Source organism: Streptomyces tsukubensis (assembly GCF_003932715.1).
GTDB classification, from domain to species: domain Bacteria; phylum Actinomycetota; class Actinomycetes; order Streptomycetales; family Streptomycetaceae; genus Streptomyces; species Streptomyces tsukubensis.
On the sequence record NZ_CP020700.1, the window covers coordinates 5,221,177 to 5,245,279 of the forward strand.

23 protein-coding genes and 1 pseudogene are annotated in these 24,103 nt (G+C 71.7%); 16 read left to right on the forward strand and 8 right to left on the reverse strand.

What is annotated here, in order from left to right; genetic code table 11:
- The 4 genes and pseudogenes from B7R87_RS21645 to B7R87_RS34165 form a co-directional block, all read left to right on the forward strand.
- Positions 1 to 651 (forward strand): annotated as a pseudogene (locus B7R87_RS21645) (pilus assembly protein TadG-related protein); the annotation flags it as partial.
- A gap of 22 nt (positions 652 to 673) precedes the next feature.
- Positions 674 to 1,321: a hypothetical protein gene (locus tag B7R87_RS21650; RefSeq protein ID WP_006346933.1), complete on the forward strand. Its 648-nt coding sequence runs from the start codon at positions 674 to 676 to the stop codon at positions 1,319 to 1,321.
- Positions 1,318 to 2,031 (forward strand): OmpA family protein, encoded by a 714-nt coding sequence (locus B7R87_RS21655; RefSeq protein WP_006346932.1) that lies wholly within the window; start codon positions 1,318 to 1,320, stop codon positions 2,029 to 2,031. Before B7R87_RS21650 ends, B7R87_RS21655 begins: the two co-directional genes overlap by 4 nt.
- 149 nt (positions 2,032 to 2,180) lie before the next feature.
- A complete protein-coding gene (locus tag B7R87_RS34165; RefSeq protein ID WP_130584865.1) occupies positions 2,181 to 3,557 on the forward strand; it encodes a hypothetical protein in 1,377 nt (458 codons plus the stop codon).
- A gap of 2 nt (positions 3,558 to 3,559) precedes the next feature.
- Here B7R87_RS34165 and B7R87_RS21665 read toward each other — a convergent pair whose 3' ends face one another.
- Positions 3,560 to 4,279 (reverse strand): TetR/AcrR family transcriptional regulator, encoded by a 720-nt coding sequence (locus B7R87_RS21665; RefSeq protein WP_006346930.1) that lies wholly within the window; start codon positions 4,277 to 4,279, stop codon positions 3,560 to 3,562.
- 328 nt (positions 4,280 to 4,607) lie between these two features.
- On the opposite strand from B7R87_RS21665, the gene rfbA reads away from it, so the two are divergent.
- Entirely contained in the window at positions 4,608 to 5,483 is an 876-nt protein-coding gene (gene rfbA / locus B7R87_RS21670) for a glucose-1-phosphate thymidylyltransferase RfbA (protein WP_040914559.1), read from the forward strand.
- Positions 5,484 to 5,502: 19 nt separating this feature from the next.
- On the opposite strand, the gene B7R87_RS21675 is transcribed toward rfbA, so the two are convergent.
- The 4 genes from B7R87_RS21675 to B7R87_RS21690 are packed head-to-tail and all read right to left on the reverse strand — an operon-like array spanning position 5,503 to position 9,198.
- Positions 5,503 to 6,465 carry a Gfo/Idh/MocA family protein gene (locus B7R87_RS21675; protein ID WP_040914558.1) on the reverse strand — a complete coding sequence of 321 codons (963 nt, stop codon included), beginning with the start codon at positions 6,463 to 6,465 and terminating at the stop codon, positions 5,503 to 5,505.
- 47 nt (positions 6,466 to 6,512) lie between these two features.
- On the reverse strand, positions 6,513 to 7,622 hold the full coding sequence (locus B7R87_RS21680) for a DegT/DnrJ/EryC1/StrS family aminotransferase (protein ID WP_006346927.1): 1,110 nt from the start codon (positions 7,620 to 7,622) through the stop codon (positions 6,513 to 6,515).
- A gap of 49 nt (positions 7,623 to 7,671) precedes the next feature.
- Positions 7,672 to 8,382 (reverse strand): class I SAM-dependent methyltransferase, encoded by a 711-nt coding sequence (locus B7R87_RS21685; RefSeq protein ID WP_006346926.1) that lies wholly within the window; start codon positions 8,380 to 8,382, stop codon positions 7,672 to 7,674.
- A 36-nt stretch (positions 8,383 to 8,418) separates the two neighbouring features.
- A complete protein-coding gene (locus B7R87_RS21690; RefSeq protein ID WP_040914557.1) occupies positions 8,419 to 9,198 on the reverse strand; it encodes a cyclase family protein in 780 nt (259 codons plus the stop codon).
- Between the two features lie 189 nt (positions 9,199 to 9,387).
- On the opposite strand from B7R87_RS21690, the gene B7R87_RS21695 reads away from it, so the two are divergent.
- The 3 genes from B7R87_RS21695 to B7R87_RS21705 all read left to right on the forward strand — a co-directional run bounded on the left by B7R87_RS21695 (position 9,388) and on the right by B7R87_RS21705 (position 11,145).
- The gene (locus B7R87_RS21695; RefSeq protein ID WP_040914556.1) at positions 9,388 to 9,831 is read left to right on the forward strand and encodes a nuclear transport factor 2 family protein; all 444 of its coding nucleotides are present in this window, start codon (positions 9,388 to 9,390) and stop codon (positions 9,829 to 9,831) included.
- Positions 9,832 to 9,885: 54 nt separating this feature from the next.
- The gene (locus B7R87_RS21700) at positions 9,886 to 10,818 is read left to right on the forward strand and encodes an NAD-dependent epimerase/dehydratase family protein (RefSeq protein ID WP_006346923.1); all 933 of its coding nucleotides are present in this window, start codon (positions 9,886 to 9,888) and stop codon (positions 10,816 to 10,818) included.
- Positions 10,819 to 10,887: 69 nt separating this feature from the next.
- On the forward strand, positions 10,888 to 11,145 hold the full coding sequence (locus B7R87_RS21705) for an acyl carrier protein (RefSeq protein ID WP_006346922.1): 258 nt from the start codon (positions 10,888 to 10,890) through the stop codon (positions 11,143 to 11,145).
- A 96-nt stretch (positions 11,146 to 11,241) separates the two neighbouring features.
- On the opposite strand, the gene B7R87_RS21710 is transcribed toward B7R87_RS21705, so the two are convergent.
- Positions 11,242 to 11,961, reverse strand: coding sequence for a class I SAM-dependent methyltransferase (locus tag B7R87_RS21710; protein ID WP_006346921.1), 720 nt, complete (start codon positions 11,959 to 11,961; stop codon positions 11,242 to 11,244).
- A 208-nt stretch (positions 11,962 to 12,169) separates the two neighbouring features.
- On the opposite strand from B7R87_RS21710, the gene B7R87_RS21715 reads away from it, so the two are divergent.
- The 4 genes from B7R87_RS21715 (at position 12,170) to B7R87_RS21730 (ending at position 17,909) form a co-directional block, all read left to right on the forward strand.
- Positions 12,170 to 13,429: an aromatic ring-hydroxylating oxygenase subunit alpha gene (locus B7R87_RS21715; protein WP_198965077.1), complete on the forward strand. Its 1,260-nt coding sequence runs from the start codon at positions 12,170 to 12,172 to the stop codon at positions 13,427 to 13,429.
- Positions 13,430 to 13,500: 71 nt separating this feature from the next.
- Positions 13,501 to 14,718 (forward strand): class I SAM-dependent methyltransferase, encoded by a 1,218-nt coding sequence (locus tag B7R87_RS21720; protein ID WP_040914555.1) that lies wholly within the window; start codon positions 13,501 to 13,503, stop codon positions 14,716 to 14,718.
- A gap of 81 nt (positions 14,719 to 14,799) precedes the next feature.
- Positions 14,800 to 16,194, forward strand: coding sequence for an activator-dependent family glycosyltransferase (locus B7R87_RS21725; RefSeq protein ID WP_006346918.1), 1,395 nt, complete (start codon positions 14,800 to 14,802; stop codon positions 16,192 to 16,194).
- A 74-nt stretch (positions 16,195 to 16,268) separates the two neighbouring features.
- Positions 16,269 to 17,909, forward strand: coding sequence for an FAD-binding oxidoreductase (locus B7R87_RS21730; RefSeq protein ID WP_006346917.1), 1,641 nt, complete (start codon positions 16,269 to 16,271; stop codon positions 17,907 to 17,909).
- Positions 17,910 to 17,961: 52 nt separating this feature from the next.
- Here B7R87_RS21730 and B7R87_RS21735 read toward each other — a convergent pair whose 3' ends face one another.
- Positions 17,962 to 19,080, reverse strand: a complete 1,119-nt coding sequence (locus B7R87_RS21735; RefSeq protein WP_130584864.1) for a nucleotide disphospho-sugar-binding domain-containing protein — start codon at positions 19,078 to 19,080, stop codon at positions 17,962 to 17,964.
- A gap of 195 nt (positions 19,081 to 19,275) precedes the next feature.
- On the opposite strand from B7R87_RS21735, the gene B7R87_RS21740 reads away from it, so the two are divergent.
- The 4 genes from B7R87_RS21740 (at position 19,276) to B7R87_RS21755 (ending at position 23,332) form a co-directional block, all read left to right on the forward strand.
- Entirely contained in the window at positions 19,276 to 20,046 is a 771-nt protein-coding gene (locus tag B7R87_RS21740; RefSeq protein ID WP_006346915.1) for an NAD-dependent epimerase/dehydratase family protein, read from the forward strand.
- Positions 20,043 to 21,278: an acyl-CoA dehydrogenase family protein gene (locus tag B7R87_RS21745; protein ID WP_006346914.1), complete on the forward strand. Its 1,236-nt coding sequence runs from the start codon at positions 20,043 to 20,045 to the stop codon at positions 21,276 to 21,278. Before B7R87_RS21740 ends, B7R87_RS21745 begins: the two co-directional genes overlap by 4 nt.
- Positions 21,275 to 22,372: a methyltransferase gene (locus B7R87_RS21750; RefSeq protein ID WP_006346913.1), complete on the forward strand. Its 1,098-nt coding sequence runs from the start codon at positions 21,275 to 21,277 to the stop codon at positions 22,370 to 22,372. The genes B7R87_RS21745 and B7R87_RS21750 overlap by 4 nt, the downstream gene beginning before the upstream one ends.
- Positions 22,373 to 22,438: 66 nt before the next feature.
- Positions 22,439 to 23,332, forward strand: a complete 894-nt coding sequence (locus B7R87_RS21755; protein ID WP_006346912.1) for an alpha/beta fold hydrolase — start codon at positions 22,439 to 22,441, stop codon at positions 23,330 to 23,332.
- A gap of 103 nt (positions 23,333 to 23,435) precedes the next feature.
- Here the strand turns inward: B7R87_RS21755 and B7R87_RS21760 are convergent, their stop codons facing one another.
- Complete coding sequence (locus B7R87_RS21760) at positions 23,436 to 24,056, reverse strand: mycothiol-dependent nitroreductase Rv2466c family protein (RefSeq protein WP_006346911.1); 621 nt, start codon at positions 24,054 to 24,056, stop codon at positions 23,436 to 23,438.
- Positions 24,057 to 24,103 lie beyond the last annotated feature (47 nt).

Consider the following 24,103-nt stretch of genomic DNA (forward strand, 5'->3'; position numbering starts at 1 on the left):
CCCCTCTACATCACCATGGTGGCCCTGGTCCTCTTCGCCGCACTGGCGTTCTTCGTCGTGGGCCAGGCGGGCGCCGTCCGCAACGGTACGCAGTCCGCCGCCGACGCCGCCGCACTGGCCGCCGCGCAGGAGTCCCGGGACCGGGTCGGGGACGACCTCTGGACCCTCCCCCTCGACCCGGACCTGCTCCGCAGGATCTTCGAGGGGGACTTCACCGGTCCGTCCGGGGCCGCCTGCGACGCCGCCGCCGCGCTCGCCGAGCGGAACAAGGCCACCATCGAGCGGTGCGGCGCGCTCGGCGACGGCCGCTGGGGCTTCTTTGTCCAGGCGCTCTCCGCGAACCCGGTCGGTGACACCGTCGTCCCCGGCACCGGAAGCGCCCGCGCCCGGCAGTCCGCCACCGCCGTCGTGGAGTCCCGGTGCACCTTCGACCCGGCTCCTGCTCCCTCGCCCTCCCCGGAGCCGCCCGAGGGCCCCGGGGACCCGTCTGCGAGCCCACCGCCCGGCGACGGCGAGGAGCCGCCCGAACCGCCCCCGATCGGGGAACTCCACTGCGACGACGGGGATTTCACGCTCGACCCCGAGCGCCCGGACGACTTTCCGGCGATGTCCGACCTCTTCACCGTACGGCTCGCCGAGGACCGACCGTGAACCGACATGAAGGAAAGCACTGATGAGGACCCGGCACGGAGCACAGTCCCCGAGAACCGCCCGAAAGGCCTCCGTCGCGGCCCTGGCCGCCGCGGCGCTGCTGTTCTCCCTCACCGCGTGCGGGCTCGGCGGTACCGACGAACCGGACCGCAAGGGCTCGGACCCGGCCCCGGCGGGCAGCAGTTCGGAGCAGTCCGGAGCCAAGGACGGAGCGACCGGCACGACCGGTGCGACCGGCGAGACCGGCACCCCGGGCGGTGACGGCGGCGACCAGGCCCCCCTGGCGACCATCAAGGGCAGCAACGGCTTCGAGGTGACCTACGCCTCGGCGAAACGCGACAGCGGCGGCTATCTCACGCTGACCGGCGCCATCAGGAACACCAGCGGAAAATCGCAGTTCGCCCCCACGCAGTGGAGCGGCCAGGAGACCGAGGTCAAGCAGACCGGGCCCTCGCTGGCCGGGATGACGCTGGTCGACAAGGCGGGCAAGAAGCGTTATTACGTGCTCCGCGACACCGACGGCAACCCGCTCACCACCACCGGCCTGAGCACCATGCAGCCGGGGCAGAGCCTCGACTTCTTCGCCCAGTACCCGGCGCCTCCGGCCGCCACCAAGTCCGTCGAGGTCCTGCTGCCCCTGATGCCGACCGCGACGATCGGGCTGTCATGACCCGCCCGGCCCGGCCCGCCGCCGTCACCCTCGCCGTACTGCTGCTGGTCACCGGGGTCCAGCTCACCGCAGGGCCCGCCGCCGCGGCCGACGAGACCCCGGGCGCACCCGCCGCCCCGGGTGCCGCCGAGCCGCCGAAGGTCGATCCGGACGACCCCGGGCTGAAGATGCGCGACGGCGCCACCCTCGCCGCCCCGCGCGTCCTCGACATCGTGTCCATCGTCGAGACCGAGGGCGGCGAGGAGCGCCGCGAGGAGACCACCACCTCGCTGACCCTCGCCCTCCAGGCCGAAGTGCTGTTCGGCAAGGACAGCGCCGTCCTCACCGCGCAGTCCGCGGGCCGGATGGCGGCGATCGTCAACGAGATCCGCCGCAACCGGCCCGGCAAGATCCGGGTCTTCGGGTTCACGGACGACCTCGGGACCTACGAACACGGGCTGAAGCTCTCCAAGGAGCGTGCCGAGGCCGTGCACGGGGTGCTGAGCCGGCAGTTGAACAACCCGAACATCGTCTACGAGGTCCGCGGCTACAGCGAGGACTTCCCCATCGCCGACAACGCCACGGAGGAGGGCCGCCGGAAGAACCGCCGGGTCGAGATCACCTTCCCGACGGGCTCCCGGACCACCACCGGCAGCGATTCCACCGGCACCGGTTCCGGTGATTCCGGTGATTCCGGTGATTCCGCGGACTCAGGGGGCGGTACGGCTTAGGCGGCCCCGCCGGTCCGTCCGGCCGTACATTCGAAAGGGAGCCGGTCCGCGGGTACGCTGCGGGCCGGTCGCCCGGCCGAACGCGCCGGGCCCGGGGATCTGTTGGCGGATACGTCGGTCGTCGACCGAGTGGGCTGAGGAGCGGACGGATGGGGCCGGGCCGGGCGATGGCGATGGCGGTATCGGCGGATTCCGGAGGGCGCCCGCAGCGCGCCTCCGCGCCGGGGTTCGTACGGAAGGCCGCCGCGCTGCTGCTCTGCGCCGCCGTGTCGGTGTCCGCGCAGGCCCCGGCCGCCGCCGACACCCGGGCCGATGGGGCGGGGGAGGCGTACGAAACCGCCCGCGACGCCCGCCCCGTCACCGGCGCCACCGCGGGCGAGGGACCCCTGCTGCCCCCCGGGACGTACACCGACGACATTTCGGCCGGGGAGCGGAAGACGTACCGGATCCGGCTCGACGGCACCTCCAACGCCTATGTGTCGGCGGTGCTCGCCCCACCGCCCGGGACCCGGGTCACCGCGTCCGAGGGCATCCGGATCACCCTGAAGTCCCCGGGCGGCGTCGCGTGCAGCGACGGCACCGACATCACCTTCGGCAGCATGGTCGCCCGGCCGGTCGCGGACTACGCGACCCGGCGGATCGGCCCGGGGCGCGCATGCCAGGAGGCCGGGGTGTACGAGTACGCCGTCGAGGGCATCGGCCCCGGCGGCGGCCCGGACGCCACGGCCGCGGACGGCGGGTCCGGCGCCCGGGACCTGCCGACGGAGCTGCGTTTCATGCTGGAGCCCGGGCTCCGGGACGGCGAGGACATCCCGGCCCCCGCCGGCTCCTACGACCAGGGGACCTCCGCCCTGCCCTCCGGTACGGCCAGGACCACCTCCGGCGGCTCCGGCTTCAACGACGCCCCCGCCACCGGCCACGGCGTATGGCGGGACGAACTCGCCCCCGGGGAGACCCGGTTCTACCGTATGCCGGTGGACTGGGGGCAGCAGCTCCTCCTCGACGCGTCCCTCGGCGGGCGGACGTCCGGCGACGGACTGCGGATGACGGTCTTCAACCCGGCCCGCGGCTTCGTCGTCGACGCCGACGCCGCCCGCCCCGGCCGGGCGCTCGCCCTGGCCACCGCCCCCGTCGCCTTCGGCAACCGGACCTCCGGCCGGAACGAGACCGGTGCGATGCGCTTCTCCGGCTGGTACTTCGTCCGGCTGACCCGCGACCGCGACAGCGGCGGTACGGGGGCGGCGGAACGGGTCGCGCTCCGCGTCGCCGTCACCGGGGCCGCCCGCCCCGCGCCGCCGTACGCGGGCGACCCGGTCGCCGCGGGATTCGGGGTCACCGCCGCCGACCGCAGGGCCGCCGGGACCGGGCTGACCGCCCGGGAGAGCGACCGCCGGGACACCCTGCGGACGGTCGCCTTCACCGCCTTCGGACTGGGCACCGCGCTGCTGATCGGACTGGTCGCCTGGACCGTGCTGCTGCGCCGCTCCCTCGCCCGCACCGCGCCCGGCCCGTCCCCCTGGAACTAGCCTCAGGCTCCCTGAGCGCCGCCCCCGGCCGCGGCGGCCGAGCGTTCGACGAACGCCTCCAGCCCGTCCAGGATCCGCTTGAGCCCGAACTCGAAGTGGTCGAAGTCCGGGCCGGAGAAGTCCTCGGAGAGCGCGGCCGTCGCGGGGACCCGCCCGGCCGCCGTGACGCCCTGGATCCGGGCGGCCCCCGTGACATACGAGTCGATCATGACGACCACGGAGACCAGTTCGGGGTCGGGCAGGCCCATGGGCCTGATCCGGGAGATCACCTTCTCCATACCGTCGCCGTCGCCGTCGCCCGGGCCGGGTTTCGGGCGGGACCGGTCGGCCCGGAGCAGCCAGGGGTGGAGCCGGCACCGGGCGAGGCCCTCGCGGGCGAGACACTCCAGGACCGTGCGCCAGTCCGCGCCGGGCCCGTCCGCACAGTCGCCCGTCCACCGGCAGCGGTCCAGCATCAGGTCCACCAACTCGTCCTTGCCCGCCACATACCGGTAGAGCGACATCGTGCCGATGCCCAGTTCCGTGGCGATCCTGCGCATCGAGACGGCGTCCAGACCGTGCGCGTCCGCGATCCGGACCGCTGTTCCGACGATCCGGTCCAGGGTCTGCCCCGGCCTGGGCCCGCGGACGGCTCGCGGGCTCATGTCCCACAGCAGTTCGAGCGTGCGGACGACACCTCTGCTGCCCCTGGTCTCCCCATGGTTTCCCGCCCGGCTCGTCATGGACGTCATGGTAATTCCCGGAAAGGGAACCGGAAACGGTGTGTTCTCGAATATCGCGGTATTGCCGAGCCGATGCGGCGTCGGGTCCGCGATTTCATGGAATTTCCGGGGAGGGCTCCATCGTGCCTCGTGCCGGGCTCAATCGGGGCGCCGCGATCCGTACCCCCGCAGGCCCGCCGGGTGCGACGGCCGCGAGTGGTGCTTGAGGTTTCTGCGAGGCCCCCCGGCAACACTGCTTTCCCGGGAGTTCACCGGGGAAGAGAGTTCTTTCCTGGGCGTAGGGCGTCGAGGAGCGTTCAGGACCGTTCCGTTCTGGAAGGTGGTCTTGGTGAAAGGCATCGTTCTGGCCGGTGGCGCCGGAGCCAGGCTCTATCCGATTACCCACGCGGTATCCAAACAATTACTGCCCGTCGGCGGAAAGCCGATGATCTACTATCCGCTGTCGATTCTCATGCTTGCGGACGTCAGGGACGTCCTCGTCATCACGACGCCCCACGACCTGCCGCGTTTCCGCACACTCCTCGGTGACGGCTCCCGGCTCGGAATGAACATCAGCTATGCGGAGCAGCCCCGGCCGGCCGGTATTGCCGAGGCCCTGCTCATCGGCGCCGGGCACGTCGGCACGGACACGGTCGCGCTGATCCTGGGCGACAACATCTTCCACGGCCCGCGCTTCTCCGATGTGCTGGCGCGGGAATCCCAGGACGTGAAGGGCTGTGTGCTGTTCGGCTACCCGGTGCACGATCCGCAGCGGTACGGGGTCGGGGAGGCCGACGGCGACGGCAGGCTCGTCTCCATCGAGGAGAAGCCCGCACGGCCGCGGTCCAACCGGGCCATCACCGGCCTCTACTTCTACGACGACCGGGCGGTCGACATCGCCAAGGACATCACGCCGTCGGCCCGGGGAGAGCTGGAGATCACCGATGTGAACCGGTTCTACGTCGAGCAGGGCGAGGCCAGGCTCGTCGATCTGGGCCGCGGCTTCGCCTGGCTGGATACGGGCACACCGGAATCCCTGCTCCAGGCCAGCCAGTACGTGGGCACGCTGGAGGAACGCCAGGGATGCCGTATCGCGTGCATCGAGGAGATCGCGCTGCGGATGGGGTTCATCGACGCCGAAGCGTGCCACCGGCTGGGCGAGGAGGCCGGCGGGTCGAGCTACGGGCAGTACGTCATGTCCATCGCCAAGGAGATGAAGGTCTGAGGTCCGGGGGCCGCGGGGATCAGCCGGTGACGATCCTGGCGACCTTCCGGACGTCCTCGACCAACCGTGCCTGGAGCAGTGACGCGTCCTCGCCGACCGGACCGTTCCGGCCGGCGAGGACGGCAGCGGCGAACGCGGCCAGCGCATTGCGCACCTGGTGGTCCGCGGGCATCGCCAGCTCCGTCAGCCGGTCCTGCTGCTGGAGCCGGACCACCGGCTTCAACTGCTCCGGCGGGGTGTACGCCCGCTCGACCGAGAGCCGTCCCTCGCTGCCCCAGAGCGCGTAGCGCGACCGGTAGGAGTGGCGGAACCCGAATTCGAGCTGGGCCGCGACGCCGTCGGGGGCGCACAGCAGGGCCGTGCCCGCCACGTCCACGCCGGTCGCCTCGTCCACCCGCAGGGTCGCCGCCAGCACCTCGGGCTCACCGGACAGATACAGCTGGGCCGTCCGCAGCGGGTAGACACCGACATCCAGCAGAGCGCCGCCGCCGAGGGAGGGGGCGTACCGGAATCCGGTGGGGTCCAGCGGGGGCACCCCGAACGAACCCGACAGGACCTCCAGTTCCCCGATGGCCCCCGCGTCGACGAGCGACCGGACCCCGGCGTGCTGGGAGTGGTGCAGGAACATGAAGTTCTCGGCGAGGGTACGGCGCTGCCGCCGCGCCAGCTCCATCAGCTCGGCGGCCTCCGCCCGGGTCGTGCAGAGCGGCTTCTCGCACAGCACGTGCTTGCCCGCCAGCAGCGCCTCGGCCACGTACTCGAAGTGGAGCGCGGGCGGGAGGGGGACGTACACCGCGTCGATGTCGTCCCGCTCCAGCAGCGCCCGGTAGCCCTGGACGCCGACGCAGCCGAACCGGGCCGCGACCCGTTCCGCCTTGGCGGCGTCACGGCTGGCCACCGCGGTGAGCCGGGCCGCATCGGACGCCGCGATGGCCGGGAGCATCCGGCGCAGCGCGATGTCCGCGCAGCCGAGGACACCCATGCGCACCGGGCCGCCCGCCGTGCCGTCCCGCCCGGTGGGGACAGGACTCACAGCGCCGCCAGTACGTCGTGGAGTGCGCCGATGACCTTGTCCTGCACGGCAGGGTCCAGCGAGGGGTACATCGGCAGCGAGAAGATCTCGTCGGCCACCGCCTCGGTGACCGGCAGGGACCCGGCGGCGTATCCGAGGTGGGCGAAGCCGGTCATGGTGTGGACCGGCCACGGGTAGCTGATGTTCAGCGAGATGTCGTAGCTCTTCAGGGCCTCGATGATCGCGTCGCGCTGCGGATGGCGCACCACGTACACGTAGTAGACGTGGTCGTTGCCCGGCGCGATCGACGGCAGCACCAGATCGGTGTCGGCGAGCCCCTCCGCGTAGCGCCGGGCCACCTCGCGCCGCCCCTCCAGGTAGGTGTCGAGCCTGCGGAGCTTGCGGCGGAGGATCTCGGCGTGCAGTTCGTCCAGCCGGCTGTTGTGCCCCGGTGTCCGGACGACGTAGTAGCGCTCCTCCATGCCGTAGTAGCGCAGCCGCCGGAGATTGGCGTCCACTTCCGGGTCGGAGGTGAGGACGGCGCCGCCGTCGCCGTACGCCCCGAGCACCTTGGTGGGGTAGAAGGAGAACGCGGCCGCGGCCCCCCAGGTACCGGCGAGCTGCCCGTGGCGGCGGGCCCCGTGGGCCTGCGCGCAGTCCTCGAAGACCAGCAGCCCGTGCTCGTCGGCCACGGCCTGCAGGGCGGTCATGTCGACGCACTGGCCGTAGAGATGCACCGGGAGCAGGCATTTGGTGCGCGGGGTGACGGCGGCGGCGATCTGCTCGACGTCCATCAGGTACGTGTCGGGGTGGACGTCGACGAAGACGGGCGTCGCCCCGACCGAGTCGATGGCCACCACGGTCGGCGCCGCGGTGTTGGAGACGGTGATCACCTCGTCGCCCGGGCCCACGCCGATCGCCTGGAGCCCCAGCTTGAGCGCGTTGGTGCCGTTGTCGACGCCCACGGTGTGACCGGCCCCGTGGTAGGCGGCGAACTCCTCCTCGAAGCCGCGTCCGCTGGCGCCGAGCACGAGCTGCCCGGACCGCAGGACGGTCTCGATCGCGTCGTGGATGTCGTCCCGCTCGTTCTCGTACTCGCGCAGGTAGTCCCATACGTAAGTGGTCATGGGCGAGTCACTGTCTCCGCTCGTCTCGGGGGGTACGCCTGGCTGGGGCTCACTGCCGTACGCCGACGAACAGACCGCGGCCGGTCGGATCGCCGGGGAGGTACTCGACGGTGCACCCCGCGTCGGTGAACGCCGCGAGGTACTCGTCCTTGGTGAAGAGGGTGAGCACGTCGACCTCGGTGAACTCCTTGATGCCGTCGCGGTCGCCGACCAGGAAGCGCACCTCCATCCTGGTCGCGCGGCCCTGGAGGGTCGAATGCGAGATCCGGGCCACGGTACGGCCGTTCTCCCGGCCGAGGTCACCCGCGACATAGCCTTCGACATGGTCCTCGGGGAACCACCACGGTTCGATGACGAGCACCCCGCCCGGCCGCAGATGGCCGGCCATCGACCGCACCGCGTCCCGCATATCGGACACCGTGCCCAGATAGCCGATGGCGCAGAACATGCACACGACCGCGTCGAAGGTGCGGCCGAGGTCGAAGGCGCGCATATCGCCCGGGTGCACGGTCACGTCCGGCAGCCGCTGATGCGCCAGCTCCCGCATGGGATCCGCGATCTCCAGGCCCTCGGTGTGCTTGAACAGCGCTTCGAACGTCTCCAGATGAGCCCCGGTGCCGCAGGCCACGTCGAGCAGGGAGTCCGCCTCCGGACACCGCGTCCGCACCAGTTCCGTGACATAGGCGGCCTCCGCGGGCCAGTCCTTGCCCCGGCTGCGGTAGAAGATCTCGTAGACCTCCGCCAGCTCCTGTCCGTACATCTGCTCTCCTGTCGAGGTCGGTCGAAGGGCGCCCGGTCACTCGTCGACCATGGCGACCGCCCTGGTCCAGCCCGCGCCCGCGCCCGCGATCTTCACGGGGAAGCACACGACGGTGAACCCGTACGGCGCGGGCAGGGCATCGAGGTTCGCCAGGCGTTCGACCTGGCAGTACTCCCGGTCGCGGCCGGTGAAGTGGGCGGGCCACAGCACCGAACGGTCACCCGTGCGCCGGTAGCGGTCGATGATGTCGGTGAACGGGGCGTCCAGGCTGAACGCGTCCGTCCCGATCACCCGCACCCCCAGATCCAGCAGCAGTTCCACGGCCGGCCCGTCCAGCCCGGCGAACTCGGTGAAGTACTCCGGGGTGCCCGCCCGCGCCGAGGCGCCGGTGTTCAGCAGGACGATGTCCAGCGGCGCCGGGGTGCGGCCGATCCGCCCGAACTCCTTCTCCAGCCGCTCCGGGCCGACGGCACCGGTCGGCGCGTCGGTGAGGTCGAGCACGATGCCCGGATTGCAGAACCACTCCAGCGGCATCCGGTCGATGTGCTTCGGTACGCCGTCGCCGTACCCGGCCCGGGAGCCGTAGTGCGAGGGCGCGTCGACATGCGTGCCGGTGTGCGAGGTCAGGGTCAGCCGGTCGAGCGACAGGAACTCCCCGTCCGGCAGTTCGTCCGGGTCGAAGTCGATCCCGAAGTGCGTCCGCATCTCCGCGCTCATGTGCTCCGCCCCCTCCCGGGGCGACAGCACCTCGTGGACGACGGGATCGGGTTCGTAAGAAGTGGCGTCCACCGCCGATGACAGGTCGATCAACCGCACAGGGACCTCCCACTGCTGATGCGTACCGCCTGCGCCGACGGAGCAGATCGTGCTCGGTGCGAACGGAGAAACGCTCAAACTTCGCTCGGTTCCCGCGCGTCGCGTTCGAGCCGATGGCGAACGCTGTCGGGAATCGTTCGCAGGTACCCCCTGTTCGGACCCGAACGGGACCAGCCTGAGGAGGACGCGATGGCAGTGACCACGGGGATCTCGTCGTCGGTCGAGTCCGTCTATGCCGAAGTGCAACAGTTCTACGCCCGCCACATGCATCTGCTGGATGCCGGGGACGGCGAGGGCTGGGCGCTGACCTTCACCGAGGACGGCTCGTTCGCGCCGCCCTCGCTGCCGGAGCCCGTCGTGGGCCGCGACGCCCTGGCCGAAGGGGTCAACAAGGCCGCTGCTGCGCTGACCGAGGCCGGCGAGGTGCACCGGCATCTGCTGAGCATGGTGGCGGTCGAGCACGGCGCGGACGGCGAACTGAGCGTCCGCTCGTACGCGCAGATCATCGCCACGCCCCGCGGCGGCAGCCCCCGGCTCCATCTGATGTGCGTCTGCGACGACGTGCTGGTCCGGGTGGACGGCGAACTGAAGGTGCGTGAGCGCCGGGTCACGCGGGACGACCGGCAGCCGTGACCCCGCAGCCGGAAGAGGCGGGGCGGTCGAGGGCAGCGAGAGAGGGACGGCGTCATGACCCCGAGTGATACGAGCCGGTCAGGAACGGTCGCCGTACTGGGCGCGACCGGCGGCATCGGACGACAGGTGAGCGCGGTGTTCTCGCGCGCGGGACACGAGGTCCTCGGCGTGGCCCGGCACCCCGCGCCGCACGCCGCCCACCACCCCTTCGTCCCGCTGGACGTGGCGGCGGCGGACCCGGCGGAGACCGCCGCGCTCCTCGCCGCGCGGAAGGTGGAGCTGGTGGTCAACGCCACGGGCGGCTGGGCGGTCACCGAGGAGGCGATGCACCACGCCCATGTGCGGCTGGTGGACCGGATGCTCGCCGCGGTCGCGGCACTGCCCACCCGGCCACGCGTCGTCCATATCGGCAGTATCCACGAGTACGGTTTCGTACCGCCCGGCACCGCCATCGACGAAACGCTGGCGACCGATCCGAGCACCCCGTACGCCCGGACGAAACTCGCCGGCTCGCAGGCCGTGCTGGAGGCGGCCCGCGCCGGGGACGTCGACGGAGTCGTGCTGCGCGCCGTCAACGTCTGCGGGCCCTACCCGTCGGGGGCGAGCTTCCTGGGCGCCGTGCTGCAGCGGCTGCGCGCGGTGGCGCCGGGGGAGCGGCTGGAGCTGATGATCGCGGACGCCGCCCGCGACTACATCGACGTGCGCGACGTCGCCTCGGCGGTCCTGCGGGCCGCGGACGGGGCGGACTCCGGTGCCGTGTTCAACATCGGGCGCGGTGAGGCACCGACGATGCGGGACCTGGTGACGACCCTCGTCGACGTCGCCGGATTCCCGCCCGAAACCATCAAGGAGACCGGCGGGCCGGTGGAGAGCAAAGGCGGCGGCTGGACGAAGGCCGACATCCGCCGTGCGGAACGGGTGCTGGGCTGGCGCCCCGCCATCGGTCTGCGCGACTCCCTGCGCGATATGTGGGAGGCGCGGGATTGACCCGCGCCCCCGCGCCCCACCGTTCGCCGACGAGCGTTTTCATCCCCCACGAGCTGAGAGGTGTGTGCGATGAGTGAACTCACCCTGCCGGACCTGGTCGAGATCTTCCGGCAGTGCGCCGGCGAGGCGGAGGGAGCCGATCTGCAGAGCGACGACGTCGGGGACAGGGAGCTGGCGGCCCTCGGCTACGATTCGCTCGCCCTGCTGGAGGCGATCAGCCATGTCGAGCGGAAGTACGCGATCGGCATGCCGGACGCGGAGACCCGGATCCGGACGCTGAACGAATTCCTCGACGAGGCCAACGAACAACTGACCCGGCAGCCCTGAAACCGCCGCCCTTCCCGTCCCCGACCCCGTCCCCTCGGTCCCGTTCGGTCCGCTGGTCCGCTGGTCCGCTGGTCCGCTGGTCCGCTGGTCCGCCGGTCAGCCGGCGGACCTGACACCGACGAAGAGGCCGCGGCCTGCGGGCTCGACGGGGATGTAGTCGACGCCGAAACCGGCGGCCGTGAAAGCGGCCTCGTACTGCGCCCGGGAGAACAGGCCGATCAGGTGCGTCTCATGGAAGTGCCGGACCCCCGACGCACCGTCGGCCACCAGATAGTGCACCTGCATCCGGGACGCCGCCCCCTCCCGTACCGAATGGGAGACCCGCGAAACGGTCCGCTCCCCGACGGTCACCGTGCCCCCAGCGACATGGCCGTGCCGGTACGTCTCGGGGAACCACCACGGGTCGACGGCCAGCACCCCGCCGGGACGCAGATGCCGTGCGAACCGGCGCACCGCGCCGACCAGCGCCGACTCGTCGAGCAGATAGCCGATGGAGCCGAACATGCAGGTGATGACGTCATAGGTGCGGCCGAGTTCGAAGTCCCGCATATCGCCCACGTGTACGGGGACATGAGGCAGCGCGGCCTGCGCGAAGCGGGCCATCGGCTCGGACAGTTCCAGACCGGCCACCTCGTCGAACAGCTCGTCGAAGCAGCGCAGATGCGCTCCGGTGCCGCAGGCCACGTCGAGCAGGGAGGCCGCCTCCGGCCTGCGCTTTCTCACCTGCCGCTCGACCTCGGCCGCCTCCTGCAGATAGTCCTTGCCGCGGCCTCGGTGGATCAGTTCGTAGATCTCGGCGAGTTCGGCTCCGTACACGGCGACCTCATTCGATACGCGCCCGGCAGGGACGGGGGTCCGGAAGCACCGATCGTCGGGCGGTCTGCTAGAAGAACGCCGGAGACCCGCTGGACGTACGGGGCGCCCGGGCCCGCGGGGGCGGCCGGGTGTGCTGTCGAGCGGGGTTCGACTCCGCTTTGCCACGGTCGGGGGACCAGGCAACCGCGGCACAGGTTGGAGTCCCTCCGTGAGCACAGAGGTGAGCACAGGCAGGACCACCGGCGAGAAGCACCCGGGCGCGGCGCGCGGCGGTCCCGGCGGTGCGTCCGGCGGCGGCAGCGGTGGTGAGGGTGCCGGGCCGCCGTCCGGTGAGACCGCCGCGCTCCTGGCCGAGCTGCGCCGCTATCTGGACCTGGCGCCCCAGCTCAGCCTGCCGCCGCGGGCGTTCACCTCGCCCGAGCTGTACGAACTCGAACGCACCCGCGTCTTCGGCCGCTCCTGGGTGCTCATCGCCCACCGCGACGACCTCGCCGAACCGAACAGCTATGTGTCGGTCGACGTCGCGGGCGAGCAGGTGGTCGTCACCCGCGATGCGGACGGGGTGCTGCACGGCCTGTCACCGATCTGCCGGCACCGGATGATGCCGCTCGTCGAACCCGGCACCGCCGGCACCGCCGAATCCTTCACCTGCCGGTACCACCTGTGGCGGTACGGACTCGACGGCCGGCTCATCGGCGCCACCCATATGCGCAAGAACCCCGACTTCGACCCCGCGCGCTGCCGGCTGCCCGCCTTCGCGGTGGAGGAGTGGCACGGCTTCGTGTACGTGAACCTCGACGCGACCGCCGCCCCCCTCACCCCCCAGCTGGCCCGGATCTCGGCGGATCTCACGAACTACCGGCTCGACGACATGGCGCAGCTCGGGTCCTGGAGCGAGGAGTGGGCCTGCAACTGGAAGGTCGCCGTCGAGAACGCCCACGAGAACTACCACGTGATGGGCTTCCACCCGGAGACCCTCCAGCCGTCGACGCCCGGCGGGTCCGATACGGACGTACGGGTCGACTCCCCGTGGGCCCTGCGGCTGCTGATCCCCTTCGCCCAGCCGGTGGAGACCTACGCCCTGCCGCTGACCGCCGAGGAGAAGGCCCATATGTACGGGTTCTTCGTCTTCCCCGGGGCGAGCCTGGCCGCGGCGGGCGAAATGATCATCTGGCTCAGTCTGATCCCGCAGACGATCGACCGGACGCTGGTCCGCGGCGGGATCCTCGTACCCCGTGCCGCGCTGGAAGGCGGCGACCTCGACGAGATGCGCCGCCAGGCCGAATCGTACGCGGGCATGATCAACCGCGAGGACCGGGACGGCCTCGAAGCCGTCCAGCGGGGGGTCGGGTCGCGCTTCGCGGGCCGCGGCCATCTGAGCCCCAAGGAACCCGGTGTCGTGGCCTTCTACCAGAGCCTGGCCAGGGCCCTGCTGCGCGGTGACGACGACTGGCCGGGAGGCCTGTGAGCCCGTCGGCCGCAGCCGTACACCAAGACGATCGCCGCACCGCACATCACTTCGAGGAGAGGGCTTCCACCATGCTGAGTTGTCGGATCTGCCGCGGTCGGCTGCACGAGTTCATGGACTTCGGCCAGCAGCCGCTCTCCAGCGGACTCCTGGATCCCGAGTACCTCGGTGACGAGTTCTTCTTCCGGCTGGCCGTCGGTGTGTGCGGTGACTGCACCATGGTCCAGCTCACCGAGGAAGTGCCGCGCCATCTGATGTTCAACTCCCACTACCCGTATCTGTCGTCCGGGTCCTCCGTGATGCGCAGGCACTTCGAGGCGACCGCGCAGCACTTCCTGGAGACCGAACTCGACGGGAAGGACTCCTTCCTGGTCGAGCTGGGCTGCAACGACGGCGTCATGCTCCGCACCGTGGCCGAGGCCGGGGTCCGGCACCTGGGCGTCGAACCGTCGCAGAGCGTCGCCGACCTGGCGCACCGCCAGGGCATCCGCGTCATCACCGAGTTCTTCCAGGAGTCGACGGCGACCGACATCCGCAAAGCCGAAGGGCATGCGCAGGTCATCTTCGCCGCCAACACGATCTGCCACATCCCCTACCTGGACTCCATCTTCAAGGGAGTCGACGCTCTGCTCGCGCCGGACGGAGTGTTCGTCTTCGAGGACCCGTACCTCGCCGACATCGTCGACCTCGCGGCCTTCGACCAGATCTACGACGAGCACTACTACTTCTTCTCCGTGTCCTCCGTGAGCGCCATGGCCGAGCGGTTCGGCTTCGAACTGGTCGACGTGGAGCGGCTGCCCGTGCACGGCGGCGAGGTCCGCTACACCATCGCCCGCGCGGGGCGGCGCACACCCGCCCCCGCGGTTGCGGAGCTGCTGAGCCGGGAGCGGGAGCGCGGTCTCTCGGAGCTCGCGAACCTCCAGGGGTTCGTCGGCCGGGTGGAGCGCGCCCGGGACGAGCTGGTCTCCCTGCTCCGCACGCTGCGGGCCGACGGCCGTACGGTCGTCGGGTACGGGGCCACGGCCAAGAGCGCCACCGTGGCCAACTACTGCGGTATCGGGCCCGACCTGGTCTCGTTCATCTCCGACACCACCCCCAACAAGCAGGGGCGGCTGACACCGGGCTCGCATATACCGGTGCGTTCGCGCGGGGAGTTCGAGAACCCCTTCCCCGACTACGCCGTGCTCTTCGCCTGGAACCACGCCGAGGAGATCATCGCCAAGGAACAGCAGTTCCGGGACTCCGGCGGCAAGTGGATCCTCTACGTCCCGGACGTCCGAGTGGTGTGACGGACCCGCGCTCCCGGTCCCGACCACGCCGCAGAACGCCGGCAGAACGCCGGCAGAACGCCAGCAGAAGAAGGGTGCCCGATGAGGGTCCTGTTCACCACACACACCGCGAAGTCCCATCTGTTCGCGCAGGTCACGCTGGCGTGGGCGCTTCGGGCAGCCGGTCACGAGGTCCAGATGGCGGGCCAGCCGGACCTCGCCGCCGACATCACGGGCACCGGCCTGACCGCCGTCACGGCCGGTGCCGCGCTCGACCTGATGGCACAGCTCGAATCGTACGAAGCGAATGAAACGAACGAAGCGTCCGACGGGTCCGACGGGAGCGCCGACCACGCGTCCCAGGACCCCGGGGGATGGGACGAGGCGGGCGGCGCGGACGACTACCGCGCCGTCGCCGAACGCTTCGAATACTGGACGGACATGACCGAGATCCGCCCGGAGAAGCTGTCCTACGAGTACATGCACGGCATCTTCACCGCCATGACCACGCACGTCTTCCAGCAGTACTCCGCCCCGGCGATGGTCGACGAACTGGTCCGCCACGCCCGCTGGTGGCAGCCGGACCTGGTCGTCTGGGACCCGCTCACCTTCGCCGGGCCCGTCGCGGCCCGGGCCAGCGGCGCCGCCCATGTCCGGCTCCTCTTCGGACTGGACCTCATCGGCCGGATGCGGGAGCCCTACCTCGAAGCGGTCCGCCGGCTGCCCCCGGGCCGCCGGGAGGACCCCATGGAGGAGTGGCTGGGCTGGACCATGCGGCAGTACGGCGGGGAGTTCGGCGAGGATCTCGTCGTCGGGCAGCGCACCGTCGACCCGCTGCCGCCGTCCCTGCGGTTCCCGGTCGGGGTGGACCGCATACCGATGCGGATGGTGACCCACAACGGCAGCTCCGTCCTCCCCGCCTGGCTTCGCGAACCGCAGACCCGCAGGCGGATCTGCCTGACCCTCGGCGTCTCGCACCGCGAACTGCTCGGCGCCGACCGGGTGCCGCTCGACGAGGTGTTCGCGGCCGTCGCCGGAGTGGACGCCGAGGTGGTGGCCACCCTGAACAAGGCCCAGCTCGCCTCCGTCACCGAGATACCCGACAACGTCCGCGTCGTGGACTTCGTCCCGCTGGAGACGCTGCTGCCCAGCTGCTCCGCGGTGATCCACCACGGCGGCGCGGGCACCTTCAACACCGCCCTGAGCTGCGGGGTGCCCCAGCTGATCCTGCCCGACGGGGTGTGGGACACCGACCACAAGGCGCGCCTGCTGGAGGAGCGCGGAGCCGGGCTCCGGGTCGCGGAGCCGGAACGGGCCGACGCCGGGATGCTGCGCGGCATGCTCCGGCGGCTGCTGGAGGAACGCTCCTTCGCCGACGCCGCCGCCGCACTGCGCCGGGAGTCGAGGGAGCTGCCCGCCCCCGGCGCTGTCGTACCGGTACTCGAAGAGCTGGCGGCGGCCCGGCACGGCGCCGGGCCGGAGCCCGTACAGAACTGACGGCCCCGGACGCACCGGACGCACCGGGATCACCGGGATCACCGACAAAAAGACAAGAAGACGGGGGAGTGGCAGTGAAGGATTTCTCGCGCCGTGGATTCCTGGCGAGCGGCGCCGCGGCGGGCGGTGCCGTGGCACTGAGCGGTGCCGGTACGGCGGTGGCGGCGGAGACCCGTGCCGGTACGGCGGCGGAGACCGGGGCCGGTGACTGCCTTCCGGTGCCCCCGGCCAAGGACATCCGGCCGGACGATCCGCGCTACGCCGAACTGAACGCCAGAGGCTACAACGGCCGCTTCTCCGGACGTCCGGAGTCCATCCGCATCGTCCACCGCGCCGACCATGTGGTCGAAGCGGTGGACGAGGCACTGCGGACGGGCAGACGCATCGCCGTCCGCAGCGGAGGACACTGCTTCGAGGACTTCGTCGACGACCCCGCCGTACAGCTCGTCGTCGACGTCTCCGAGATGAAGTCCGTCCGCTACGACCCGGCGCACCGCGCCTTCGCCGTCGAGTCCGGCGCGACGCTCGGTGATGTGTACCGCAGCCTCTATCTGGGCTGGGGCGTCACCGTACCGGCGGGCGCCTGCCCCGGCGTCGGCGCGGGCGGCCATTTCGCGGGCGGCGGCTACGGCGGGCTCTCCCGCCGGTACGGCTTCGTCGCGGACCATCTGTACGGCGTCGAGGTGGTCGTCGCCGGGCGGGACGGGCGGGCGCGTCTGGTGCGGGCCACCCGTGACCCCGCCGACCCCCACCACGACCTTTGGTGGGCCCACACCGGCGGGGGCGGCGGAAACTTCGGCATCGTCACCCGCTATCTGATGCGTTCACCCGGCGCGCGCGGCGCCGATCCCACCACCCTGCTGCCCCGGCCCCCGGCGACGATACGTTCCACCACCATCGGCTGGTCGTGGGCGGACATGACCGAGTCCGCGTTCGTACGGATCCTGCGCAACCACGGCAGCTGGCACGAGAGGGAGTCCGGCCCCGGCTCCCGGTACGCGCCGCTCAGCAGCTGGTTCGTCCTCAACCACCGGGCGGCGGGCCGGTTCACCCTCGTGGCCAGCGTGGACGGCTCCCTGCCGGACGGCGGGAAGCTCCTCGGCGAGTACGCGGCCGCAATCACCGCGGACACCGGCGTACGCCACGAGACCGAGGAATCCACCGCGCTGTGGATGAAGTCCACGCTGACCGCCGACCCGTACGCAGGCGGCCGCTACCCCTTCAAGTCCAAGGCCGGGCTGCTGCGCACGGCCTGGACGGAGACCCAGATCCGTACCCTCCACCGCCATCTGAACCGGGGCGGCGACGAGCACCAGGCGTCGGCCGTCTATCTCTCCACCCTCGGCGGCAGGATCAACACGGTCCCGGCGTCCGCCACCGCGATCCCGCACCGCGACTGCCTGTTCAGCGCCACGTACGAAACCTCGTGGTGGCCCGGCGTGTCCGGCGACGCGCAACTGGCCTGGGTGCGCGAACTGTACCGGGACGTGTACGCGGACACCGGCGGTGTCCCCGTGCCCGGCGCTGCCCACGGCGGCGCCTACATCAACTACCCGGACGCCGATCTGGCCGATCCCCGCTGGAACACCTCCGGGGTGCCGTGGCACGCCTTCTACTACCGGGACAACTATCCGCGGCTCCAGCGGGTCAAGGCGCGGTGGGATCCCGGGAACGTGTTCCGCCACGCGCTGTCCGTCCGGCCCCCGGGCCGCTGACCCGCGGGCGGTCCGGCCCGGCTCCCGGGCCGCCGGCCCCGGGCCCTGTCGTTCACACGAGGGCCTCCAGCCGCCCGACCAGCGCGGCGGGAGACGGCATCGCCGCCGTCTCGTCGCGGACCTCGGCCGCGGCCCGGCGCATTCCGTCGTCCTCCAGCAGGGCCCGGAACTCCGCCGTGCCGACGGTCTCGGCCGCCGCCCCGACCGCGATGCCCCGCTCGACGACCGCCCGCTCGTTGTCCTTCTGGTCGGGGCTGAGCGGCATCACGCACTGCGGCACCCCGAGGGCCATCGCCACCGCCGTGGTGCCCGACCCGCCGTGGTGGATCAGCCCGCCGCAGACCGCCAGCAGCGGCGCCAGGGGAAGCCAGTCCACCGTCGTCACATTGGGCGGCAGTTCCCCCAGGAGCGACGGGTCGCCGCCGCCCAGGGTGACGACGAACTCGGCATCCGTGTCCGCCGCCGCGGCGACCAGCGGCGCCAGCACGGCAAGCCCGCCCCACAGGCCCGCGATGGAACCCAGCGTGACCGCTATCCGCGGCCGCCGCGGCGGCTCCAGCAGCCAGCCGGGCAGTTCGCCGTTGCCGTTGTACGGCACATAGCGCACCGGTACGTCGTCGGCCCCGCGCACCTGCTCCGGAAGCAGCTCCAGCAGGCTCCGCGGCATCGAGTTGAGCCGGATACCGGGCGCCGGCTCCGGCGCGACGCCGTGCCGCAGATAGTGCTCCTTCATATGGTCGCGCAGCAGACCGTCGATGCGCGGCGCGCTGTCGGCCGGCCCGGTGACCACGGATACCGCGGGCACTCCGAGCGCCCCCGCCGCCAGCGGCCCGGCACCCTGCAGCGGCGAGTGGACGATCAGATCGGGGGACCAGCTCCGGGCCACCTCCAGCACCCGGTCGACGGTGACGCCCGAGACCTTCGCGAAGAGCGCGGAGACGAACTCGTCGCCGCCGTCGACGCTGAAGTCGATCTCCTCGGGCCGGAACACCGTCGCATAGTCGAGCCCGGGGGTCACATCGACGACGTTGACGCCCGCGGCGGCCACCGAGCCGACGTCCCCGCCCTGGGCGTAGAGCACCTCGTGACCCGATGCGGTCAGCGCGTGCGCCAGGGGCACGGTGGGGAAGATATGCCCCAGCCCGGGGGAGCTGACGAACAGAACGCGCATGGGAACTCCTCGCGTCACCAGAAGGATGAGGTCGGTGAAGCCCACCCTCCACCCGGGTCCTTGAAGGCGCGCGGAGCCTGGTTGAAGCGGCCTTCCGACCGGGCCTCGCCCAGCCGTCCGGGCACTTTCGAGCGTCCTTCGACACCCGGCTGCGAAGGTCGGTGCCCCCAGCGAGCCGAAGGACTGCCTTGTCAGATGGAGATCATCGGGAACGGGTTCCTCGCACGACACCTCGCACCGCTCTCGGCCGAGCACCCCGGGGCCACCGTGCTGGCCGCGGGCGTGCCCACGCATCCGCTGCCCGACGCCGAACACCGCCGTGAGACCGCTCTCGTCGACGACACGATCCGGCACTGCCTGGGGCAGGACCGGATGCTCGTGTTCTTCTCCACCGTCAGCATGTACGGCGGCCCCGGCGGACCGGGCGACGAGGACGGCCCACCGGCCGCCTCCACCCGCTACGGCCAGCACAAGCTGGACCTCGAACGGACGATCAAGGCCTCCGGGGTCCGCCATCTCATCCTGCGGCTCGGCTATGTGCTGGGCCCGGACGAACCCGCGTTCCGCCTCCTCACCGCGCTCGTCGCCCAGGTGCTGGCCGGCCGGGTGCGGGTCCAGCGCGGGGCCCGCCGGGACATGCTCCACGTGGCGGACTTCGTCACCGTCGTCGACGCACTGCTCCGTACCGGTGTGTGCGACGAGACCGTGAACCTCGCCTCCGGGGACTGCGTGGAGGTGGCCACCGTCGTACGGCACCTCGAACGGCGCCTCGGGGTCTCGGCCCGCTGGCAGGTCTCCGACGACAGCATCGAACACTGCCCCTCGGTACGGAAACTGCGGCGGCTGGTTCCCGAGGTAGACCGGCTGGGATTCGGGCCGGGCTACCACCGGACCGCCATCGACCGATATCTGGAGGCGGCGCGCCCCGCGGACGTCGTCCGGACGGGAAGGACGGAACAGCCATGACGGAACAGGCCGGCAGTACGGGCGGGGCCCTGGCGGGAGGCCTCACCGAGCCCGTCACCCCCGAGGGCCGCACCCTGCTGGAGATACTGGGCAGACATCTGCCGGGCATGGCGTCCGGCGCCGGTGAGCACGACCGCAACGGCACCTTCCCCCTCGACCTCGTCCGGAGCCTGGGCGCCGACGGTGTACTCGCCGCGACCGTGCCCGTCGAATTCGGCGGACTGGGCGTGAGCAGCGTCCACGACGTATGCCTCGCAGTGAAACGGATCGCGGAGGCCGACGCGTCCGTCGCGCTGTCGCTGCACATGCAGTTCAGCCGCGGGATCACCATGTCGTACGAGCGTGAGCACGGCACCGACACCGGGCGCCCCCTCGCCGAACGGCTGCTCCGGCTGATGGGTACCGAGAAGGCCCTGATCAGCGGCGCCCTGAAGGATGCGGGCGGCACCACCGAACTGGTCCCGGCGGCCGACGGCGGCTGGCGGCTGACGGGACGGAAGATCCTGGTCAGCATGGCCCCGTACGCCACGCACTTCGTCGTCGCCGCGCAGACCCGCCCCACCTCCGGCCCCCCGCTGACGGCGTCCGCCTTCCTGCCCGCCGACTCCCTCGGCCTGAAGGCGCCGGACAACTGGAACGGCATGGGCATGCGGGCCTCCGCCAGTACCGAGGTCCTCTTCCAGGACTGTCCCGTCCCGGCGGCCGACGTCTTCCTGCGGGGACCGGTCGGCGTCCGCAGCGACGCCGCGATGGCGGGCCAGACCGTCAGCTCCATCGGACTGCTCGGTGTGTACGCGGGTATCGCCCAGGCGGCCCGCGACTTCACCGTCGCGGGCACCGCCCGGCGCCGCGGCGAGCCCGCCGCCGCGGTCCGCACCCTGATCGCCGAACTCGACGTGAAGCTCTACACGCTGCGTACCGCCCTCGCGGCGGCACTGGCCAACGCCGACCACTACGCGTACCGGGCGACGGACGACCCCGACGAGCGCGGGCGGCTGATGATGGCCCCCTTCCAGTACGCGAAGCTCATCGTCAACCGCACGGCGGCGAGCATCGTCGAGGACTGTATGACCCTGGTCGGCGGGGCCTCGTTCACCGCCAACCACCCCCTGTCCCGGCACTACCGCGATGTCCGCGCGGGCTGGTTCATGCAGCCCTTCACCTACGCCGACGCCGTCGACCACCTGAGCGCGCACGCGCTCGGCACGGACGTCGCGGGCGCCGCGTCATGAGCGGTACGGACGCCGGAACAGCCGGAACAGCCGGAACAGCCGGAGCGGGAGCGGGCGGGGACCGGCAGCACGTCGACGCCCTGGTCCGGATGTCGAACCTGGTCACCCCGATGGCGCTGAGGGTCGCGGCGACCCTGCGGCTCGTCGACCATCTGCGGGCGGGCGCCACCAGCGCCGACGCGCTCGCCGATGCCACCGGAGCGGACGCCGACGCGCTGGCCCGCCTGATGCGGCACCTGGCCGCGGCCGGAGTCCTGGAGGAGCCGGAACCCGGCCACTACGCTCCGACCGGCCTCGGGGACCTGCTCGCCGACGACCATCCGTCGCGCCAGCGCTCCTGGCTGGACCTGGACCAGGCGGTCGGCCGCGCGGATCTGACCTTCCTCGGTCTGCGGGAGGCGGTCCGTACCGGGCGGCCGCAGTACGAGGCCCGCTACGGCAAACCGTTCTGGACCGATCTGTCCGAGGACGACGGCCTCGGTGCCTCCTTCGACGCCCTGATGACCACCCGGGAGGACACGGCCTTCGCCGCCCCCGTCGCCGCCTACGACTGGACCCGGGCCCGGCATGTCCTCGACGTCGGCGGCGCCCCCGGCGGCCTGCTCACTGCGATCCTGCGGGCCGCGCCCGAGGCGCACGGCACCCTGCTCGACCTGCCGGGGGCGGCGGCGCGGACGCGCGAACGCATCGCGGCGAACGGGATGGACGAACGTATCGACGTCGTCGGCGGTGACTTCTTCGACGAACTGCCGGTGACCGCCGATGTCGTGGTGCTGTCGTTCACCCTCCTCAACTGGTCCGATCCGGACGCGCTGCGGATCCTGGGGCGCTGCCGTGACGCCCTGCGCCCCGGTGGGCGGATCGTCCTGCTGGAGCGGGCGGAGGCACCGTCCGGCGGGACGCGGACGTCCGACCTGTACTTCAGCGTGCTGGACATGCGCATGCTGGTGTTCCTCGGCGGGCGGGTCCGCACCGACCGGGAGTGGGCCGATCTGGCCGCCGCCGCCGGCCTCGACATCGTCGGGAAGACCGGACCCCTGGTATCGCCCAATGTGCCGCTGGACTCCTGCCTCTGGGAGCTGGCACCGCGCTGAGCCCGTCCGCACCACCACCGCCGACCATCGGAACCGAGGGTTCCAGGAGCCGAGAGGGATGTCCCAGTGGCAGAACGTATCGTCACGTCGAAGGACGTGGAGCTGTGGAGCGAGGACTTCGGCGACCCCGCCGACCCCGCACTGCTCCTGGTCGCGGGCGGGAACCTGACCGCGCTGAGCTGGCCCACCGAGTTCGTCGAACGGCTCGCCGCCGGTGGACTGCACGTGATCCGTTACGACCACTGGGGGGTGGGCCGCTCCACCGGCTGGGACCCGGCCGAGCGCCCGTACGGATATCTCCAGCTCGCCGCCGACGCGGTCGCGGTCCTCGACGGCTGGCAGATCGAACGGGCCCACTTCGTCGGCATGTCGATGGGTGCCGTCCTGTGCCAGCTCGTCGCGCTGGACCATCCGCAGCGGATGCTGAGCATGTCGATGATGCTGAGCGGTGCGCTCGACGTCGACTTCCCCGGCAATATCCGCCGCGCCTTCGCCAAGGAGCCCTCCGTCGACGGTCTTCCGCTGCCGCAGGAACGGTTCCTGGAGGCGCTCGCCGTCATGAACGAGGACGTCGACGGGCCGGAGGCGGAAGTGGACCGGCGGGTGCGCCGGTGGAAGCTGTTCTCGGGGGACGCGGTCCCCTTCGGCGAGGCCGACTTCCGGCGGTGGGAGCAGCAGGCCATCGACCACTCGGGCTCCCTCGGTGAACCGCAGTCGCACTACGCGGTGCAGCCGCCGCCGCGCGAGCGCGCCCCCGAGCTGCGCGACGTCCGCGTCCCCGCCCAGGTGATCCAGGCCGGCGAGGACCCGATCGCCCCGCCGCCGCACGGCCGCCACCTGGCCGATCTGATCCCGGGCGCGGAGCTGGTGGAGATCGAAGGCATGGGGCACGCGCTGCCGGTCTCGGTGCACGGCCCGCTCGCCGACGCCGTCCTCCGGCACGTGCTCCGGCACGGGTGAAGGACGCGGGGGTACGGGCAGCGGCGCCGCTGCCCGTACCCCCGCTCCGTAGCAGACCCGCGCCCGGCGCGAGACCCGGGTGGAAGCCGACGGCCGTGGCGCGTCAGCCGGACAGATCGAAGCGGGGCTCCTCGTTCCGGCTGCGCTTGACCTCGTAGAAGCCCGGCACCGTGGCCATGAGGAGAAAACCGTCCCACAGCTGGCCAGCCAGTTCACCGGTGGGAGCGGGCGAGACGACCGGACCGAAGAATCCGACCCGTTCACCGCCGGGCCCGGCGACCGACACCACCGGGGTGCCGATATCGCCGCCGGCCAGGGCGACGGCCTCCGCGTGCGAGGAGCGGATCGCCTCGTCGTAGTCGGTGGACCCGGCGACCTCCGCCAGCTCCTCGGGGAGTCCGGCGTCCGCCAGCGCCCCCGTGAGGTTCCCCCAGTCCTCCTGGAGGTGGAAGCGGGTGCCCAGGGCCGTGAAGAGGTCACCGAGCGCCTGCTGCCCGAACCGCTCCTCCACCGCGGCGCACAGGCGCACCGGCGCCCACATGTAGTCCTCCCACTCGCCCTCGGGGTTGTCGTCCCGGTGCTCGTTGAGCACCGACAGACTCATCACCCGCCAGCGGATGGTCACCGGCCGCACCTTGGCGACCTCCACCAGCCACCGCGAGGAGATCCACGTGTACGGGCACACGGGGTCGAACCAGAAGTCGACGGTTCGCTGCTCGGTCATCGGTTCGGCTCCTCGTACGTTCTCGTGCCGGGTCGTCTCTTCCGGTC